Source organism: Micromonospora sp. NPDC005206 (genome assembly GCF_040608175.1).
Classification (GTDB): Bacteria; Actinomycetota; Actinomycetes; order Mycobacteriales; family Micromonosporaceae; genus Micromonospora.
On the sequence record NZ_JBEXHU010000008.1, the window covers coordinates 56,414 to 73,195 of the forward strand.

General features: G+C 71.0%; 15 protein-coding genes and 1 pseudogene. 10 read left to right on the top strand and 6 right to left on the bottom strand.

What is annotated here, in order from left to right:
• Nucleotides 1-13: 13 nt before the first annotated feature.
• The 3 genes from sucD to ABZU69_RS13690 form a co-directional block, all read right to left on the bottom strand.
• Nucleotides 14-901 (bottom strand): succinate--CoA ligase subunit alpha, encoded by an 888-nt coding sequence (gene sucD, locus ABZU69_RS13680; protein ID WP_354964690.1) that lies wholly within the window; start codon nt 899-901, stop codon nt 14-16.
• A gap of 2 nt (nt 902-903) precedes the next feature.
• Nucleotides 904-2,082: an ADP-forming succinate--CoA ligase subunit beta gene (sucC, locus tag ABZU69_RS13685; protein ID WP_354964691.1), complete on the bottom strand. Its 1,179-nt coding sequence runs from the start codon at nt 2,080-2,082 to the stop codon at nt 904-906.
• A gap of 431 nt (nt 2,083-2,513) precedes the next feature.
• On the bottom strand, nt 2,514-2,918 hold the full coding sequence (locus ABZU69_RS13690) for a cobalamin B12-binding domain-containing protein (protein WP_074314422.1): 405 nt from the start codon (nt 2,916-2,918) through the stop codon (nt 2,514-2,516).
• A gap of 448 nt (nt 2,919-3,366) precedes the next feature.
• Here ABZU69_RS13690 and ABZU69_RS13695 point away from each other — a divergent pair, with 448 nt between their 5' ends.
• Nucleotides 3,367-4,077: a M23 family metallopeptidase gene (locus tag ABZU69_RS13695; protein WP_354964692.1), complete on the top strand. Its 711-nt coding sequence runs from the start codon at nt 3,367-3,369 to the stop codon at nt 4,075-4,077.
• A 273-nt stretch (nt 4,078-4,350) separates the two neighbouring features.
• The gene (locus tag ABZU69_RS13700; RefSeq protein WP_354964693.1) at nt 4,351-5,118 is read left to right on the top strand and encodes a M23 family metallopeptidase; all 768 of its coding nucleotides are present in this window, start codon (nt 4,351-4,353) and stop codon (nt 5,116-5,118) included.
• A gap of 172 nt (nt 5,119-5,290) precedes the next feature.
• Here ABZU69_RS13700 and ABZU69_RS13705 read toward each other — a convergent pair whose 3' ends face one another.
• Entirely contained in the window at nt 5,291-5,446 is a 156-nt protein-coding gene (locus ABZU69_RS13705) for a hypothetical protein (RefSeq protein ID WP_354964877.1), read from the bottom strand.
• Nucleotides 5,447-5,748: 302 nt separating this feature from the next.
• A pseudogene (locus ABZU69_RS13710) lies at nt 5,749-6,288 on the bottom strand (alanine racemase); the annotation flags it as partial.
• A gap of 206 nt (nt 6,289-6,494) precedes the next feature.
• Here ABZU69_RS13710 and ABZU69_RS13715 point away from each other — a divergent pair.
• The 8 genes from ABZU69_RS13715 to ABZU69_RS13750 all read left to right on the top strand — a co-directional run bounded on the left by ABZU69_RS13715 (nt 6,495) and on the right by ABZU69_RS13750 (nt 13,492).
• A complete protein-coding gene (locus ABZU69_RS13715) occupies nt 6,495-7,151 on the top strand; it encodes a response regulator transcription factor (protein WP_354964694.1) in 657 nt (218 codons plus the stop codon).
• Nucleotides 7,148-7,717, top strand: a complete 570-nt coding sequence (locus ABZU69_RS13720) for a HAMP domain-containing protein (protein WP_354964695.1) — start codon at nt 7,148-7,150, stop codon at nt 7,715-7,717. The genes ABZU69_RS13715 and ABZU69_RS13720 overlap by 4 nt, the downstream gene beginning before the upstream one ends.
• Nucleotides 7,714-8,307 carry an ATP-binding protein gene (locus ABZU69_RS13725; protein ID WP_354964696.1) on the top strand — a complete coding sequence of 198 codons (594 nt, stop codon included), beginning with the start codon at nt 7,714-7,716 and terminating at the stop codon, nt 8,305-8,307. Before ABZU69_RS13720 ends, ABZU69_RS13725 begins: the two co-directional genes overlap by 4 nt.
• 222 nt (nt 8,308-8,529) lie before the next feature.
• Nucleotides 8,530-9,105 (top strand): hypothetical protein, encoded by a 576-nt coding sequence (locus ABZU69_RS13730; protein ID WP_354964697.1) that lies wholly within the window; start codon nt 8,530-8,532, stop codon nt 9,103-9,105.
• Nucleotides 9,102-10,157: a peptidoglycan-binding protein gene (locus ABZU69_RS13735; RefSeq protein WP_354964698.1), complete on the top strand. Its 1,056-nt coding sequence runs from the start codon at nt 9,102-9,104 to the stop codon at nt 10,155-10,157. Before ABZU69_RS13730 ends, ABZU69_RS13735 begins: the two co-directional genes overlap by 4 nt.
• 2 nt (nt 10,158-10,159) lie before the next feature.
• On the top strand, nt 10,160-10,867 hold the full coding sequence (locus ABZU69_RS13740; RefSeq protein ID WP_354964699.1) for an ABC transporter ATP-binding protein: 708 nt from the start codon (nt 10,160-10,162) through the stop codon (nt 10,865-10,867).
• Nucleotides 10,864-12,066: an ABC transporter permease gene (locus ABZU69_RS13745; protein WP_354964700.1), complete on the top strand. Its 1,203-nt coding sequence runs from the start codon at nt 10,864-10,866 to the stop codon at nt 12,064-12,066. Before ABZU69_RS13740 ends, ABZU69_RS13745 begins: the two co-directional genes overlap by 4 nt.
• Before the next feature lie 472 nt (nt 12,067-12,538).
• On the top strand, nt 12,539-13,492 hold the full coding sequence (locus ABZU69_RS13750; RefSeq protein WP_354964701.1) for a D-2-hydroxyacid dehydrogenase family protein: 954 nt from the start codon (nt 12,539-12,541) through the stop codon (nt 13,490-13,492).
• Nucleotides 13,493-14,071: 579 nt separating this feature from the next.
• Here ABZU69_RS13750 and pcrA read toward each other — a convergent pair.
• Nucleotides 14,072-16,477 carry a DNA helicase PcrA gene (pcrA, locus tag ABZU69_RS13755; protein WP_354964702.1) on the bottom strand — a complete coding sequence of 802 codons (2,406 nt, stop codon included), beginning with the start codon at nt 16,475-16,477 and terminating at the stop codon, nt 14,072-14,074.
• Nucleotides 16,478-16,782: the final 305 nt, after the last annotated feature.

The window sequence follows — 16,782 nt, forward strand, 5'->3', positions numbered from 1 at the left end:
TTGCCTGGTCTGCTCAGCTGCCGGACATGATCTCGCGCATCAGGCGGGCGGTCTCGGTCGGCGTCTTGCCGACCTTGACTCCGACCGCCTCCAGCGCCGCCTGCTTCGCCTCGGCGGTGCCGGCCGAACCGGAGATGATCGCCCCGGCGTGGCCCATGGTCTTGCCCGGAGGCGCGGTGAAGCCGGCGATGTAGCCGACGACCGGCTTGGTGACGTTCGCCTTGATGAACTCGGCGGCCCGCTCCTCGGCGTCACCGCCGATCTCACCGATCATGACGATGGCGTCGGTCTCCGGGTCGGCCTCGAACGCCTTCAGGGCGTCGATGTGGGTGGTCCCGATGATCGGGTCGCCACCGATGCCGACACAGGTGGAGAAGCCGATGTCGCGCAGCTCGTACATCATCTGGTAGGTCAGCGTGCCGCTCTTGCTGACCAGACCGATCCGGCCGGAGCCGGTGATGTCGGCCGGGATGATGCCGGCGTTGGAGGCGCCCGGCGAGGCGATGCCCGGGCAGTTCGGCCCGATGATCCGGGTCTGCTCGCCCTGCGCAAGGTTGTACGCCCAGAACGCGGCGGTGTCGTGCACCGGCACGCCCTCGGTGATCACCACGGCCAGCGGGATCGCGGCGTCGATCGCCTCGACCACGGCGGCCTTGGTGAACTGCGGCGGGACGAAGATGACCGTGACGTCGGCCCCGGTCTCGGCCATGGCGTCCGCCACGGACGCGAAGACCGGCAGCTCGGTGCCGTCGAAGTCGACCTTCTGGCCCGCCTTGCGCGGGTTGACGCCACCGACGACGTTGGTGCCGGCGGCGAGCATCCGCCGGGTGTGCTTGGAACCCTCGGAACCGGTCATCCCCTGCACGATGACCTTGGAGTCCTTGGTCAGCCAGATAGCCATGATCAGACCCCCGCAGCTGCCAGCTCGGCGGCCCGCTCGGCCGCGCCGTCCATGGTGTCGACCCGCTGGATCAGCGGGTTGTTCGCGTCGTCGAGGATCGCCCGGCCGGCCTCGGCGTTGTTGCCGTCGAGCCGGACGACGAGCGGCTTGGTGACCTTCTCGCCACGCTGCTCGAGCAGGGCCAGCGCCTGCACGATGCCGTTGGCGACCGCGTCGCAGGCGGTGATCCCGCCGAAGACGTTGACGAAGACGCTCTTCACCGACGGGTCGGAGAGGACGATCTCCAGGCCGTTCGCCATCACCGCGGCGCTCGCGCCGCCGCCGATGTCGAGGAAGTTCGCCGGCTTGACGTTGCCGTGCCGCTCACCGGCGTACGCGACCACGTCGAGGGTCGACATGACCAGACCCGCGCCGTTGCCGATGATGCCGACCTCGCCGTCGAGCTTGACGTAGTTGAGGTCCTTCTCCTTGGCGGCCTGCTCCAGCGGGTCCACCGAGGCCTGGTCGACCAGGGCCTCGTGGTCCGGGTGCCGGAACGCGGCGTTCTCGTCGAGGGTGATCTTGGCGTCGAGCAGCAGCATCCGCCCGTCGCCGTTCTTCGCCAACGGGTTGACCTCGACGAGGGTGGCGTCCTCGGCGACGAACGCCTGCCACAGGCCGACGGCCACCTCGACCACCTGGTCGGCGACCTCGGCCGGGAAGCCGGCGGCGGAAACGATCTCCCGCGCCTTGGCCTCGTCGACACCGACGTTCGCGTCGATCGAGGCCTTGACCACGCGATCCGGGGTCTCGGCGGCGACCTGCTCGATGTCCATGCCGCCAGCGACGCTGGCGATGCAGAGGAAGGTGCGGTTCGCCCGGTCGAGCAGGTACGAGAAGTAGTACTCCTCGGCCACGTCCGCCGTCACCGTGATCATGACCTTGTGGACGGTGTGGCCCTTGATGTCCATGCCCAGGATGTCGGTGGCCCTGGCCACCGCCTCATCCGGGCCCTCGGCCAGCTTGACGCCGCCGGCCTTGCCTCGGCCGCCGACCTTCACCTGCGCCTTGACGACCACCCGACCGCCGAGGCGTTCGGCGATCGCGCGGGCCTCCTCCGGGGTAGTGGCGACGCCGCCGGCAAGCACGGGCAAGCCGTGCCGCTCGAACAGGTCCCGCCCCTGGTACTCGTACAGGTCCACGATTGCGCGTCCCGTCCCGTCTCCGCGGCGCGCCGTCGCGCCGCCACCAGCGTTCAGAAAACAGTTTGACGCCTGTCATCACTTGACACAGGCCATTGGCCGCAGCCTAACGAGGTGGGCACGACCGGCAACCGAGCGGGTGCGCGGTGTGCGGTAATGCACAACCAGGCGTCGGACACGGCCGGTTCCCGGCGCGGCGCGGGCGGCGTCAGCCGTCCGGGCGATGTTGCCGGGGGTGCGTAACCCGGCCGTCGGGGCGTCGTTGAGTCAGGTGTCGGAGCGCTGATCAGCGCGATGACGGGAGACGGCCGATGCCCTGTCGGTCGAGGGGTGGCGGCGGGGCATCGTGCATAGAGGGGCCGGACGTGTGAGGGGTGCGTCCGGCCCCTCCCCCGTGCCCGGCCCCGTCCGACGACCCGTTCCGGCGCGCCTCAGGCGACCGGCTGCGCGACGTTCTGCCGGACCCACTCGACGATCGACTGCGTGGTGGCGCCCGGCGTGAAGATCTTGGCGACGCCCAGCTTCTCCAGCTCGGGGATGTCGCCGTTGGGGATGATGCCGCCGCCGAACACGACGATGTCCCGCGCGTCCCGCTCACCGAGCAGTTCCAGCACCCGACGGAAGAGCGTCATGTGCGCGCCGGAGAGAACGGAGAGACCGACGGCGTCCGCGTCCTCCTGGATGGCGGTCTCCACGATCTGCTCGGGAGTCTGGTGCAGGCCGGTGTAGACGACCTCCATCCCAGCGTCCCTCAGGGCCCGCGCGACCACCTTGGCGCCCCGGTCGTGGCCGTCCAGGCCTGGCTTGGCGACGACGACCCGAATACGAGAGCTCATCAGCGCACACCTTTCACCGGCTCCACGGCCTTCACCTGAACGAACGGTAACCCGGCCGGCCGGGCCCGGGAAATCCGGGCCGGAAAACGCGCCCGGCGCTGCGGCACCGCCGGGGGCTCGGTCACGGGGAGTACGGGTGAGCGCGCGGGCGGATGCCGACGACCCTCGCCGTCAAGCCGGACGACTCCGCCGGACCGGTCACGGTCGGCGACGAACGGGCAGTAACGAGGGCACCGAATGACGTCACGAGGCATGACAATCACGGACGCAAACGGACAGATCGACACGCCAATTCGGCGCTTTGGCTTGTGACTCGCCTGGTGGTTGGCTAACGTGTCCACGGTTGTCATCGAGTCCAAGGACGGGTGACGACGCGGTCAGCGGACGTTCAGCAGAGCTTCACGAACGTCCACCGGTCGCCTCGGAACCCCGACAACGGAGGGTGTGCGTGCGCCAGCGCCTGTCGTCTGAGCCCGATAGATATCGCGGTCGTCGCCGCGTACCCACCCCCCCGCGTAGCCGTTACGCCGCGGTCGTCACCACCGCCTTCGTCGGAGCCGGCATCGTCGCGCTCGGCGCCAGCGCCCTGCCGGACGCCAAGGACGTCAGCCCGTCGGTGCTCGACGAGCTGAAGCAGGCGTCGGTCACCAGCCAGGACGCCGTGGCCCGTGCGGACAACGCCGACCGCGCCTCCCGGGACAGCCGGAGCACGGACGAAGCCGAGCCCGAGCTCTGGTTGCTGCCGCTGCAGGGCTACGACTTCAACTCTCCCTACGGGGTGCGCTGGGGCAAGATGCACACCGGCGTGGATCTGGTGGTTGCCGAGGGCACGCCGTACGTGGCGATCCACGACGGGCTGGTCACCAAGGCCGGCTGGTTCGGCGGGTACGGCTACGCGGTGATCGTCCAGCACGCCGACGGCAGCGAGGCCATCTACGGCCACTCCTCCGCGCTGAGCGTCAAGGAGGGGCAGAACGTCAAGGCGGGCGACCAGCTCGGCCTGGTGGGCCAGACCGGTCACGCCTACGGCACCCACCTGCACCTTGAGATCCATGTCAAGGGCGAGCCGATCGACCCCGTGCCGTTCCTGCAGGACCGCAGAGTGGACATCAAGCTGGGAGTCGAGGCAATAATCTACAGCGAGGTAGCCGCGTCCTGACGCTGCGTACTGGCCGTTGACCGCCCGGATCTGTCAATCCGGGCGGTTTTTTGTCGCTTGCGCGGGGTGATTGTCTGCTGGATCACAGAACGAACTGTGGTCGACGACACTGCCCGACAAGATCAGTTTTCCGGATGGATCACACCTAAGCAGGTCATATCCGGGCAGGCGGTACCCGACCCGTCGGCCTACCTCCCGGTCCCCGTACCTGCCCCGGCTCGGCCCGACACCAGTATTTCGAGGTCAAGTGCCCCTCGACTGTGAAGGTCCGCCGTGCAGGAAGACAGCCCCGTCCAGAACGAGAACACCCCCGACACCGCCGCCGAGCAACCGCAGCGCGCCGGCCGGCGGAACCGCCTCATCGTGCTCGGCGCGGCCGCCCTGGTGGCCCTCGGCCTGGGCGGCGTCGCCGTCGCCACCACCGGCCCGGACCGCCCGGCGCCCACCGCCGTGTCCCTGGACGCGCAGTCCCGGGCCGAGGCCGCCAGCCGGGCGGACCGCTCCGCCCGCGAGTCGAGCACGCCAATCTCCCCCTCGGCCAGCCCGACGGCGAGCCCGACAGCGGCCAGCGCCATCCCCACGCCGACGAAGACGGCCACCGCGAAGCCGAAGCCCAAGCCGAAGAAGACCACGAAGCCGACGCCGGCCTGGGTCGACCCGATGCCGGGCGCCTCGGTCACCTCCTGCTACGGCCAGCGCTGGGGCACCCTGCACGCCGGCATCGACCTGGCGCTGCCCTCCGGTACGCCGATCCACGCCGCGGCCGCCGGCACGGTCGTCCAGGCCGGTGACGCCTCCGACGGGTACGGCAACTCCGTCTTCGTCGACCACGGCAACGGCTACCTGACCCACTACGCCCACCAGAGCCGCATCGCGGTCACCGTGGGCCAGAAGGTCAAGGCCGGCCAGGTGATCGGCTACGAGGGCGCCACCGGCGACGCCACCGGCCCGCACCTGCACTTCGAGGTGCACCAGGGCATGTGGAACCAGATCGACCCGGCTCCGTTCATGCGGGCGCGCGGCATCGACCTGGGCTGCTGAGCGCTGGTTCTCACTAGATCTTTCGGTTTCGGCCGACGTCCCCGGGCCGGCGCGAGGTGTCCGCCGGGCCGGGCCCTACCCCGAGTGGCCCGGCCCAGCGGCGTCCCGGTGCCGCCTGGCCAGGGCGGTCAGGGAGCGGGCCGCCGTCGCGCCGCGGTGTTCACGAGCGTGTTCAGCAGGTCGGGGTATGACATCCCGACGGCCTGCCAGATGCGCGATACTGCGACGCGGCGGTGAACCCCGGGAACGTGTTGACCTCATTGAGGACCGGCTCGCCGCCGTCGGCGGGCAGGAAGAAGTCGACACGCAGCAGGCCGCGGCACTCCAGCGCGGCCGAACGCCTGCAGCGCCCGGCAGTGCAGCAGCGCGGTGACCCACGGGTCGAGCCGCGCCGGGATGTCGAACACCACCTCGCCGGCGGTGTACTTGGCGTCGTAGTCGAAGAAGTCGTGCCCGCCCTCGACCCGGATCTCCAGCGACGGCCCCGCCTGCAGCGACCCGTCCGGGTGCTCCAGCACCGCCATGTCGGAGGGTGAGCGCCGGCCGCAGCCCGAAGCGGCGCTGCGGCACCGGCTCGACCCCGTACACCGCGATGCCGGCGCGGACCAGGTCGAAGTGGGTCGGCGGGGCGGTGAAGGCGGCGGCCGAGTTGGCCAGGTGCAGCAGCGTCGGGTCCAGCCCGGCGTCGCGGGCGTGCCTCACTGCCTCGGCGAACGCGGCCGTCTGCACGGTCACGCCGTAGGGCGAGGAGTCGGCGGTGGCCAGGTGCGACCACACGCCGCGCACGGCCAGCACGCCCTCCCGCTCGTACTTGCGGCCCCAGGCGACCAGCTCCGGCCAGCCGTCGGCGGTCGCGCCGTGCCGCGACACGCCGGTGTCAATCTTCAGGTGGACCTCGGCGGTGCGGCCGGTGCCGCGGGCCGCGGCGGCGACCGCGTCGAGCAGCTCCGGGGCGGCCACGGACACGTCCACGTCGGCGGCGGCGAGCGCGGCGAAGTCGGTGCCGGGGCCGTGCAGCCAGCTCAGCACCGGCGCGGTGAGCCCGGCGGCGCGCAGCTGCAGCGCCTCGGCGGCGCTGGTGACCCCGAGCCAGGTGGCGCCGCCGGCCAGCGCGGCCCGGGCCACCGGCACCGCGCCGTGGCCGAACCCGTCCGCCTTCACCACGGCCATCACCGCGGCGGTCGTGGCCCCGGCGATCCGTTCGACGTTGCCCCGCGACCACCGCGAGATCGACGACCGCCTCGGCCAGCTTTCCAGTCACGCTCGGTAGCCAACAGCAGGGGGTGTGAGCGTGCCGACAGGGAATTCACTAACACCCTGCTAACGACGCCCCGTGCATACTTGGCGGTCGGTCGGTCGGTCGAGGAGGTGGCGGGGTGCGGGTCCTGGTCGTGGAGGACGAGGAGCTGATGGCCGAGGCCGTCGCCGAGGGGCTGCGGCAGGAGGCCATCGCCGTCGACGTCGCCTACGACGGGGCGGCGGCACTGGAGAAGCTCGCCGTCAACGCGTACGACGTGATGGTCCTGGACCGCGACCTGCCGCGGGTGCACGGCGACGAGGTGTGCCGCCAGGTCGTGGCGCAGGGCCTGGACGTGCGCGTGCTGATGCTCACGGTGTCGGTGACGGTGGCCGAGCGGGTCGCCGGGCTCAGCCTCGGCGCCGACGACTACCTGCCCAAGCCGTTCGCGTTCGCCGAGCTGGTGGCGCGAGTGCGGGCGCTGGGCCGCCGGGCCCGCCCGGCAACGCCGCCGGTGCTGGAGCGGGCCGGGATCCGGCTCGACCCGCACCACCGGGAGACGTACCGTGACGGCCGCTACGTGAGCCTGTCCCGCCGCGAGTTCGCGGTGCTGGAGGAGCTGCTGCGGGCCGAGGGCGCGGTGGCGTCGGCCGAGACGCTGCTGGAGAAGGTCTGGGACGAGCACATGGACCCGTTCACCACCATCGTCCGGGTCACCATCAGCGGCCTGCGCCGCAAGCTCGGGGAGCCGCAGCTCATCGAGACGGTGACCGCAGTGGGTTACCGGTTGCGATGAACGGTTCCTGGCACGGCAGCCTGCGGGTCCGGCTGACCGTCGTGTTCAGCCTGCTGTTCGCCCTGGCGGGCAGCGTGGTGCTCGGCGGCGTGCTGATCCTGGTCGACAACAGCATGGAGTACAGCCTGAACGCCTTGTACGAGGAGAAGTACGCGGTGCTCCCGCCGGAGGAACAGGCGGCCGCGGGTGAGCACATCGGGCAGAGCTTCGCCTCCAAGCAGGCGATCATGGATTCGATGCAGGCGAACCTGCTGTTCAAGGGCGGGATGACGCTGCTGGTGGTGTGGGTGGTGGTCACCGCGGCGGGCTGGTTTGTGTCGGGGCGGCTGATGCGCCCGCTTAGCATGATCACCGAGACGGCGCACCGAATCGCGGGGCGCACCCTGCACAAGCGCATCGACCTGGACGCCCCGCCGGGTGAGGTGAAGAGCTTGGCCGACTCGTTCGACAGCATGCTGGACCGCCTCGACGGGGCGTTCGCCGGGCAGGGCCGTTTCATCGCCAACGCCGCGCACGAGCTGAAGACCCCATCGCGCTCAACCGCACCCTGGTCGAGGTTGCGATGAGCCGCCCGGACAGCCCGGCCGAGGTCAGGCAGCTCGGCGATAACTTGCTCGCGGTCAACCTGCGCCACGAACGGCTGATCGACTCGCTGCTCACCCTGGCCAGGGCAGACGAGGCGGTCACCGACCGGCGGTCGGTCGACCTGGCACAACTGGCGGGGTATGCGCTCGAGGTCACCGCGAAGGCGGCCGCGGAGCAGCGGGTGCAGGTCCAGGCGCAACTCGCGGCGGCGCCGGTGGTCGGCGACCCGATCCTGCTGGAGCAGTTGATCCGCAACCTGGTCGACAACGCGGTCCGCTACAACCGCCCGCACGGCTTCGTGTGGGTGCAGATCCTGGCCGAGGTCCGGCAGGCCGAGATCATCGTGACCAATACGGGCGCGCTGATCTCGCCGCACGAGGTGCCGGTGCTGTTCGAGCCGTTCCGCCGGCTCACCGACCGGGTGGGTTCGGCCAGGGGCAGCGGTCTGGGCCTGTCCATCGTGCGTGCGGTCGCCCAGGCCCACGGCGGCGACGCGCTGGCCACCCCCCGTCCCGACGGCGGCCTGTCAGTGCGCGTGATCCTGCCCCGCAGTGACGCCCCGCGGGCATGAACCCACGCCCACACCCGAAGAATCAGTAAATCAATCGACTTCAGATGATGTTAACGGGATGTGAGGAATTCTGCTCACCGCCCCATAACACCACCTCTGGTGGGCTGTGTACCGAGACGGCCGGCGAACCCCTCCGGCGTCCAGCACAGGCCTGGCGGCGACGTTCCCGCCGGGACGGACACGTCGTACGCGATGCGAAACCTAGCTCCAGAGGAGAAGTAGATGCCGATCGACGGCAGACGTGTGGGCCAGCGTTCAGGGCGTGGCATCCGGTACGCGGCACTGGCGGCATGCGCGCCGTTGCTGGTGGCGGTGTTGACGGCGTGCGGGCCGGGCCAGTCGGAGACCACCGGCGAGGCGAACTCCGGCACCGCCGGCCAGTGGGACGCCTACGACAAGCAGAAGCAGAACCTCGCGACGTGCCTGAACGAGAAGGGCCTGTCGGTCCGCTACCTCGGTCACGACAACATGGTGGATTTCTCGGGCCTGCCGGAGGGCGAGCTGACTCCCGAACTGGTCGAGTGCTTCCAGAAGTGGCCCGCGCTGGACCCCCCGGTAAAGGACACGCCCCGCAAGCCGACCGAGGAGGAACTGCGCGAGCGCCGGGAGATCGCGGCGTGCATGCGCAACAACGGCGTGCCGGACTACCCCGATCCTGATCCCGACCCTGCCCCGATCGACGGGGCCACCGCGAAACGCATGAAGGACGAACTCAGGGCCCGGATGGCGAACCCGACGTACAAGGCGGCGACGGAGATCTGCATGCCCAGGGCCACCGACGGGCCGGGTGTCGGATGAGCCCCCGATGGCGCCGTGTGCTCTTCGGTGTCGTCGCCGCCGCGGTGGTCGCCGCGGCGGCGGCGATGTCCGCCGGGGTCTTCGCCGGGGGCGGGGACGACAGCCCCGTCGGCGCTCCCGCGGTCGGCACGGTCAAGGTGACACGCTCCACGATCACGGCGGCCACGGTCGTCGAAGGCGAGATCGGCTACGGCCAACCGTCGGCGGTCACGTCCAAGGCGGTCGGCACCCTGACCTGGCTCGCGGCGGCCGGCAGCACGGTGCGGCGCGGACAGCCGCTGCTGCGTGCGGACAACAACCCGATCGTGCTGCTCTACGGCGAGCTGCCGTTCTACCGGGTCCTCGCCGGCGGGGTCAAAGGCCCGGACGTCGCCCAGCTCGAGGCGAACCTGGTCGCGCTGAAGTACACCGGCTTCGAGGCCGACACCTCTTACTCCGCGTCGACCGCGGCCGCCGTCAAGCGGTGGCAGAAAGACCTGGGGCTGCCCGTCACGGGCACCGTGGCGCCGACGGACGTGATCGTCGCACCCGGCGCGCTGCGGATCGCCACCCAGACCGCGCGGCTCGGGGCGCCGGCCGCCGGTGACATCCTCGCCGGCCCGACCACCCTCATCGTCACCGCGAAGGTGCCGGCCACCGAACCGGACCTGGCCAAGAAGGGCGTCAAGGCCACCGTCACGCTGCCCGACGGCGCACCGGTGGAGGCGACCGTGCTCGGCGTGGTAACACCCGCGTCCACCGGCGGCGCGCCCGCGGATCCGCCGCCGGGTCAGGGAGAGCCCAAGGTCACCGTGCAGCTGGTCCTGAAAGCCACCGCCGAGCCGGAGCCCGGGCCGGTGACGGTCCGCTTCGTCACCGCCGAGCACGCCGACGTGCTTGTCGTGCCGATCCAGGCGCTGCTCGCCATCGGCGAGCGCGGCTACGGCCTGGAACTGCATGACGGCGTGACCAGCCGGGTCGTGCCAGTGCAGACGGGGCTGTTCGCCGGCGGCAAGGTCGAGATCAGCGGCGACGGCATCGCCGAGGGCGTCACCGTGGGGGTCGCGCAGTGAACGTGGTCGAGCTGACGGACGTCACCAAAACCTACCCCGGCGGAGTACGGGCCGTACGCGGGGTCAGCCTCGACATCGGATACGGCGAGGCGGTCGCCGTCGTCGGGCGTTCCGGATCGGGCAAGTCCAGCCTCCTCAACCTGATCGGCACCCTGGACCGCCCCACCAGCGGCCAGGTCCGCATCGGCGGGCACGACGTGGCGGCCCGGTCCGACCGGCAGCTGTCCGGCCTTCGGGCCGCCACGATCGGCTTCGTCTTCCAGCAGTTCCACCTGACCCCGGGCGTTGCGGTGCGGGCCGCGGTGGCCGACGGCCTGCTCTACTCGAGCGTGGCCGCCCGGGAGCGGCTGCGGCGGGCCGACGTCGCGTTGGAACGGGTCGGCCTGGGCCACCGGCTGCACCACCGTCCGCACGAGCTCTCCGGCGGTGAGCGGCAGCGGGTGGCGATCGCCCGGGCGCTGATCGGCGATCCGCCGCTGCTGGTGGCCGACGAGCCCACCGGCAACCTCGACTCCGCCTCGGGCGAGACCGTGCTGGGCCTGCTGACGGAGCTGAACGCGGCCGGCACCACCGTCGTGGTCATCACCCACGACCGGGAGTTGGCGGCACGGCTGCCGCGGCGGGTCGAGGTCTCCGACGGGCTCATCGTGCGCGACGAGCGCGAACCCGGCGTGGTGCCGTTCGCCACACGGATCGGGGCGGCCGTATGAGCGCCCCGCCCCGCCCCGGGCGGCTGTCGCCGGGCGATGTGCTGCGGGTCGGCGCGGCCGGGCTGCGATCGCGCCGACTGCGGGTGTTCCTGTCCGCGCTCGGCATCGCGATCGGCATCGCCGCGATGATCGCCGTGGTCGGCATCTCCAGCTCCAGCCAGGCCGAACTGGACCGGCAGCTGGACGACCTGGGCACCAACCTGCTGACTGTCGAGCCGGGCAGATCGTCGGACGACACGCCGACGCACCTACCGGACGAGGCGATCCCCATGATCGCAAGAATCGCGTCGGTGGAGGCGGTGTCGGCGGTCGGACGGCTGCCCAACGTGTACGCGTACCGCAACGAGCACGTCAACCCCGCGCAGACCGGCAGCCTCGCCGTCTATGCGGGCCGCCTCGACCTGCCGGAAACGGTCGGACTCAGCCCGGTCAGCGGGCGCTGGCTGAGCCTGCCCACCGCCGACTTCCCCACCGCCGTGCTGGGCTGGACCGCGGCGCAGCGGCTCGGCATCGACGACGCCGCAGCACAGCCGCAGATCGTGCTCGGCAAGCAACGCTTCACCGTGGTGGGCGTGCTGCGGCCGGTGCCGCTGGCCGAGGAGCTGGACCGCGCCGTGTTCATCGGCTGGTCGGCCGCGGCGGCCTACCTCGGCTTCGACGGGCACGCGACGACCGTCTACACGCGTACGGCGGAGGACGCGGTGGTCGAGGTGCGCATGGCCCTTCCGCGCACCGTGAAACCGACGGCGCCCACCGAGGTCCTGGTCTCGCGGCCTTCCGACGCACTGGCCGCCAGGACGATCACCGAGAACACGTTCAGCGGTCTGCTGCTGGGCCTCGGCGCGGTGGCGCTCCTGGTCGGCGGCATCGGCGTCACGAACACGATGGTCATCTCGGTACTCGAACGCCGGTCGGAGATCGGCCTGCGCCGGGCGCTCGGGGCCACCCGCGGCCAGGTCCTGCTGCAGTTCCTGGTGGAGTCGCTGCTGCTGTCCGCGCTCGGCGGCCTCGGCGGCATCCTGATCGGCGTCGTGGTGACCGGCGGGTACGCGGCCACGCAGGACTGGCCGGCCGTGGTGCCGCTGTGGGCGACGGCGGGCGGGTTCGCCGCGACGCTGCTGATCGGCACGGTCGCGGGACTTTACCCCGCCGTGCGGGCCGCCCGGCTCACGCCGACGGAAGCGCTGGCGGGCGTCTGAGCCGACCGGCCGACGGCGTCCCGATCGGGGTCGCTAATCAAGCGTTCCCCACAGCGGCTGCGATAACGCTGCCGCTAACCCCAAACGCCACGATCAGAGTCAGGCAGTGCGTGGGCCATCAAGATCATCAAGAAACCGACAGATCGGTGAGAAGAACCTGCCGACAAGCCAGTGAGAAACCAATGCAGGTCTCCAGGCCAACGCACCGAGCACCGACAACTCTGCTGAGGACCTACAGCTGGGCGCCGACGTGGCCAGGTTCCGGTGGCTTGGTCGCGAGATGCGGTCGCACCAGATGGTCGCGGCTCCTGCAGCGGATCGATACACCGCTCCGCGTACCAGCACAGGAACAACCGCAGGTCCGAGGTGGTGTGCGCTTCGACTCGCCCCTGTATATGCCGTCCTGCTCGCAAGCGGGACTCCAGCGCCAAAGCAGCGATGAGCTGGAGCAGGGGGCGTACGGTCCTTCGTCATGTCCACTGATCTGCGCTGCGCCGTGCTGGACGACTACCAGGGGGTGGCGCTCGGGCTGGCGGACTGGTCCCGGGTCCGGGTCACCAGCTTCCGCGAGCACTCCACGAGCACCGACGAGCTCGTGGCGGCCATCCGCGACTGCGAGGTCGTGGTCGCCATGCGGGAGCGCACGCCGTTCCCCGCCGAGGTGTTCGACCGGCTCCCCCACCTGCGGCTGCTCGTCACCACCGGCATGAGCAACGCCGCCATCGACCTGGAGGCGGCGCGGGCGCACGGCGTCACGGTGTGCGGCACGGGCGGCGGCTGGACCTCGACGGTCGAGCTGACGTGGGCGTTGATCCTCGGCCTGGCCCGCCACCTGGTGTCCGAGGCGACCGCGCTGCGCACCAGCGGTCCCTGGCGGCACACCCTCGGCACCGACCTGCACGGACGCACCCTCGGGCTGCTCGGCCTGGGCAGGATCGGGTCGCAGGTCGCGGCCGTCGGGCGGGCGTTCGGCATGGACGTGCTGGCCTGGAGCCAGAACCTGACGCGCGAGCGGGCCGAGGAGGGCGGCGCGCGGCGGGCCCCCGACCTGGACGCCCTGCTCGCCGGCTCCGACGTCGTCTCCGTTCACCTGGTGCTCGGCGACCGGACGCGCGGGCTCGTCGGCGCGCGGGAACTCGCGCTCATGAAGCCCACCGCCTACCTGGTCAACACCTCGCGGGCGGCGATCGTCGACCAGTCCGCCCTGGCGTCCGCACTGCGCGAGGGGCGGATCGCGGGGGCCGGGCTGGATGTGTTCGACGAGGAGCCGCTGCCCGCCGGACATGAGTTCCGTACGCTGCCGAACGTGCTGGCCACGCCGCACCTCGACTATGTCAGCGAGCTGAACTACGCGACGTTCTTCCGCGACGCCGTGGACGACATCGGCGCCTTCCTCGACGGCAGCCCGATCCGCGTGCTGACCTGACTCACTCGACCCTGGTCCTGGCCCGGAAGCCAGCGGTCTTGACGCGGTCACCACCGCGGCAGCCGACCCGTCCGAGATTCAAGCAGCGGCCCCTTGATTCGGCGCGCTCACGCGGCTGGTGCACCTGCTCGATGGTGAGTGGGAGTCTGCAGCCGGTGCAGACTCCTCCTTGAAGACCCATCAGAGCGGTCAGCGGATGAGGGCGCGGGTGAGGAGGTGCTGCAGGACGTCCTGCTCTTAGGGGGCCCGAGAACCAGCGCAGAGCTCCAGGCTCACACGCCGATCACCGACATCTGTGGTGAGGACCTACTGCCGGCTGTAGGTTCTCGTACAACACCGGCGCTTTCCCGCGGAGGCGCACCGCGCCGACGTCACCGCCAAGCTCGCTGAGCTACAGGAAAACCTCAAGAGTGAGCTCGCAGTAGCCGATTGGACCGGTCACACCTCGACCGGGTACTGATCCACACGACATCACGGAAAGAGTGGCGTCCGCGCTGCCGGAGGCCACTCTTTCCGCAACATAGTGCGATCTTGGGCGGGCGGGCCAGATACGCCGGGCGACGTCTCGGCCCGGCCGGGTCAGAGCTTGTCGATCGGGGCGTGCCGCAGCACCAGCCACATGGTCTGGTCACCGAAGTCGATCTGCGCGCGGGCACCGGGGCCGTGCCCCTCGACGGCGACGACCCGCCCCAACCCGTACCGCTGGTGGTTGACCCGGTCGCCCGCCGACACCTTCGGCCCCTGGGGCAGCTCGCTGGCCGTGGTCAGTCGGCTGCCGTCCACCCCGAGGCGCTTGGCCAACTGCGCCGCCTTCGGCGTGCCCCCGCTGAAGGTGCCCCGCACGCCGGGCGCGCGGTCCGCACGACCACCGACGCCGCCGCCCCCACCGGCCCATGAGGTGTACGACCCCTCGGTGCGCTCCCAGTGCACCAGCTCCGGCGGCAGCTCCTCCAGGAACCGCGACGGAGGGTTGTAGGCCGGCTGCCCCCAGGCCGAGCGGGTCACCGCCCGGGAGAGGTAGAGCCGCTGTCGGGCCCGGGTGATGCCGACGTACGCCAGCCGGCGCTCCTCCTCCAGCTCGCGGGTGTCGCCCAGCGAACGCAGGTGCGGGAAGACGCCGTCCTCCAGCCCGGTCAGGAAGACCACCGGGAACTCCAACCCCTTGGCGGTGTGCAGCGTCATCAGGGTGACCACGCCCTGATGGTCGGGGTCGTCGGAGGGGATCTGGTCGGCGTCGGCGACCAGTGCGACCTGCTCCAGGAAGCCCGCCAGGGTGGCCCGCTCGCCCTCGGCGCCGGTCGCCTCGATCCGCTCGGTGAACTCCCGGGCGACGCTGACCAGCTCCTGGAGGTTGTCCACCCGGCCGGCGTCCTGCGGGTCCAGGCTCTCCTCCAGCTCGCTGAGGTAGCCCGAGCGGGTCAGCAGCGCCTCCAGGACCTCCTCCGGAGTGCCGGTCTCGGCCAGCTCCCGGGCACCATCGAGCAGCGCCACGAAGTCGGCGATGCCGTTGGCCGCCCGGCTGGAGATGCCCGGCGCCTCGCGGGCCCGGCGCAGCGCCGCGCCGAAGGAGATCCGGTCGCGGCTGGAGAGCGCCTCGACGCACGCCTCCGCTCGGTCGCCGATCCCCCGGCGCGGGGTGTTCAGCACCCGCCGCAGGCTCACCGTGTCGTCGTCGTTGACCACCGAACGCAGGTACGCGAGCGCGTCGCGGACCTCCTTGCGCTCGTAGAAGCGCACCCCGCCGACCACCTTGTAGGGCAGGCCGACCCGGATGAACACCTCCTCGAAGACCCGGGACTGGGCGTTGGTGCGGTAGAAGACGGCGACGTCGCCGGGGCGGGTCTCGTCGGCGTCGACCAGCCGGTCGATCTCCCGGGCCACCCAGTCCGCCTCGGCGTGCTCGGTGTCGGCCACGTAGCCGACGATTTGCTCGCCGGCGCCAGCCTCGCTCCACAGCCGCTTCGGCTTGCGGGAGGTGTTCCGGTCGATCACCGCGTTGGCCGCGTTCAGGATGGTCTGGGTGGAGCGGTAGTTCTGCTCCAGCAGGATCGTCCGCGCGTCGGTGAAGTCCCGCTCGAACTCCAGGATGTTGCGGATCGTCGCGCCCCGGAACGCGTAGATCGACTGGTCGGCGTCACCGACCACGCACAGCTCGGCCGGCTCCAGCCCCTCGGTGCCGGAGACCAGCTCCTTGATCAGCGTGTACTGCGCGTGGTTGGTGTCCTGGTATTCGTCGACCAGGACGTGCCGGAACCGGCGACGGTAGCTCTCGGCCACGTGTGGATGAGACTGGAGCAGGTGCACCGTGGTCATGATCAGGTCGTCGAAGTCGAGCGCGTGCGCCTCGCGCAGCCGCCGCTGGTAGAGCGTGTACGCCTCGGCGAGCGCCCGCTCGTTGGGCCCCTTGGCCCGCTGCGCGAACTGCTCCGGGTCGACCAACTCGTTCTTCAGGTTGGAGACCTGGGCGGCCAGCCCGCGCGCCGGATAGCGCTTCGGGTCGAGGTCCAGCTCGCGGGTGACCAGCTGCATCAGCCGGCGTGAGTCGTCCGCGTCGTAGATCGAGAACGTGGACTTGAGCCCGGCGTGCTCGTGCTCGGCCCGCAGGATCCGGACACACGCGGAGTGGAACGTCGACACCCACATCAGCCGGGCCCGCGGGCCGACCAGCGCGGCCACCCGCTCCTTCATCTCGCCGGCGGCCTTGTTGGTGAAGGTGATGGCGATGATCTCGCCGGGGTGCACGTCCCGCGCGGCGAGCAGGTAGGCGATCCGGTGGGTGAGCACCCGGGTCTTGCCCGACCCGGCACCGGCGACGATCAACAGCGGAGAGCCGGCGTGGGTGACCGCGTCGCGCTGCGGCCCGTTCAGCCCGGCGAGCAACTGCTGCGGATCGAGGCGGACGGCGGCCGGCCGGGGCCGGTCCGGACGGGCCGGCGCGGACTCCGGCGCAGGCGAGGACGCGGGAATGTCGAAGAGAGGATGCATCGCGCGACAAGTCTATGCCGCCGGCCAGACACTTCCCGACCGCGCGGTGTCGTCGCCGGCGCGCCCGCCCCCCGACGGAGAACGATGACGGTGGAAGCAACGTGGTGGTCACACCAGGGCCCGCCCGCAGAACGTGCCGGAGCCGAGGAGGTGCCTGTTGACGCCGATTCCTTGCGCACAGGCGGGTGGCATGGGCATACTCGACGGCGTGTTCGCTCAGCGCTACTACTTTTACTACGGCACCGGGAGTCCGGCAGCCGTAGGTCGCGCCTGATCGATCAGACCTGCGAAAGCCCCGGGCTCCT

Coding starts and splice junctions, on each gene's coding strand:
- sucD (WP_354964690.1), bottom strand. CDS start 901: ATGGCTATCTGGCTGACCAAGGACTCCAAGGTCATCGTGCAGGGGATG.
- ABZU69_RS13690 (WP_074314422.1), bottom strand. CDS start 2,918: ATGAGCTCTCGTATTCGGGTCGTCGTCGCCAAGCCAGGCCTGGACGGC.
- ABZU69_RS13720 (WP_354964695.1), top strand. CDS start 7,148: ATGAACGGTTCCTGGCACGGCAGCCTGCGGGTCCGGCTGACCGTCGTG.
- ABZU69_RS13725 (WP_354964696.1), top strand. CDS start 7,714: ATGAGCCGCCCGGACAGCCCGGCCGAGGTCAGGCAGCTCGGCGATAAC.
- ABZU69_RS13730 (WP_354964697.1), top strand. CDS start 8,530: ATGCCGATCGACGGCAGACGTGTGGGCCAGCGTTCAGGGCGTGGCATC.
- ABZU69_RS13735 (WP_354964698.1), top strand. CDS start 9,102: ATGAGCCCCCGATGGCGCCGTGTGCTCTTCGGTGTCGTCGCCGCCGCG.
- ABZU69_RS13745 (WP_354964700.1), top strand. CDS start 10,864: ATGAGCGCCCCGCCCCGCCCCGGGCGGCTGTCGCCGGGCGATGTGCTG.
- ABZU69_RS13750 (WP_354964701.1), top strand. CDS start 12,539: ATGTCCACTGATCTGCGCTGCGCCGTGCTGGACGACTACCAGGGGGTG.
- pcrA (WP_354964702.1), bottom strand. CDS start 16,477: ATGCATCCTCTCTTCGACATTCCCGCGTCCTCGCCTGCGCCGGAGTCC.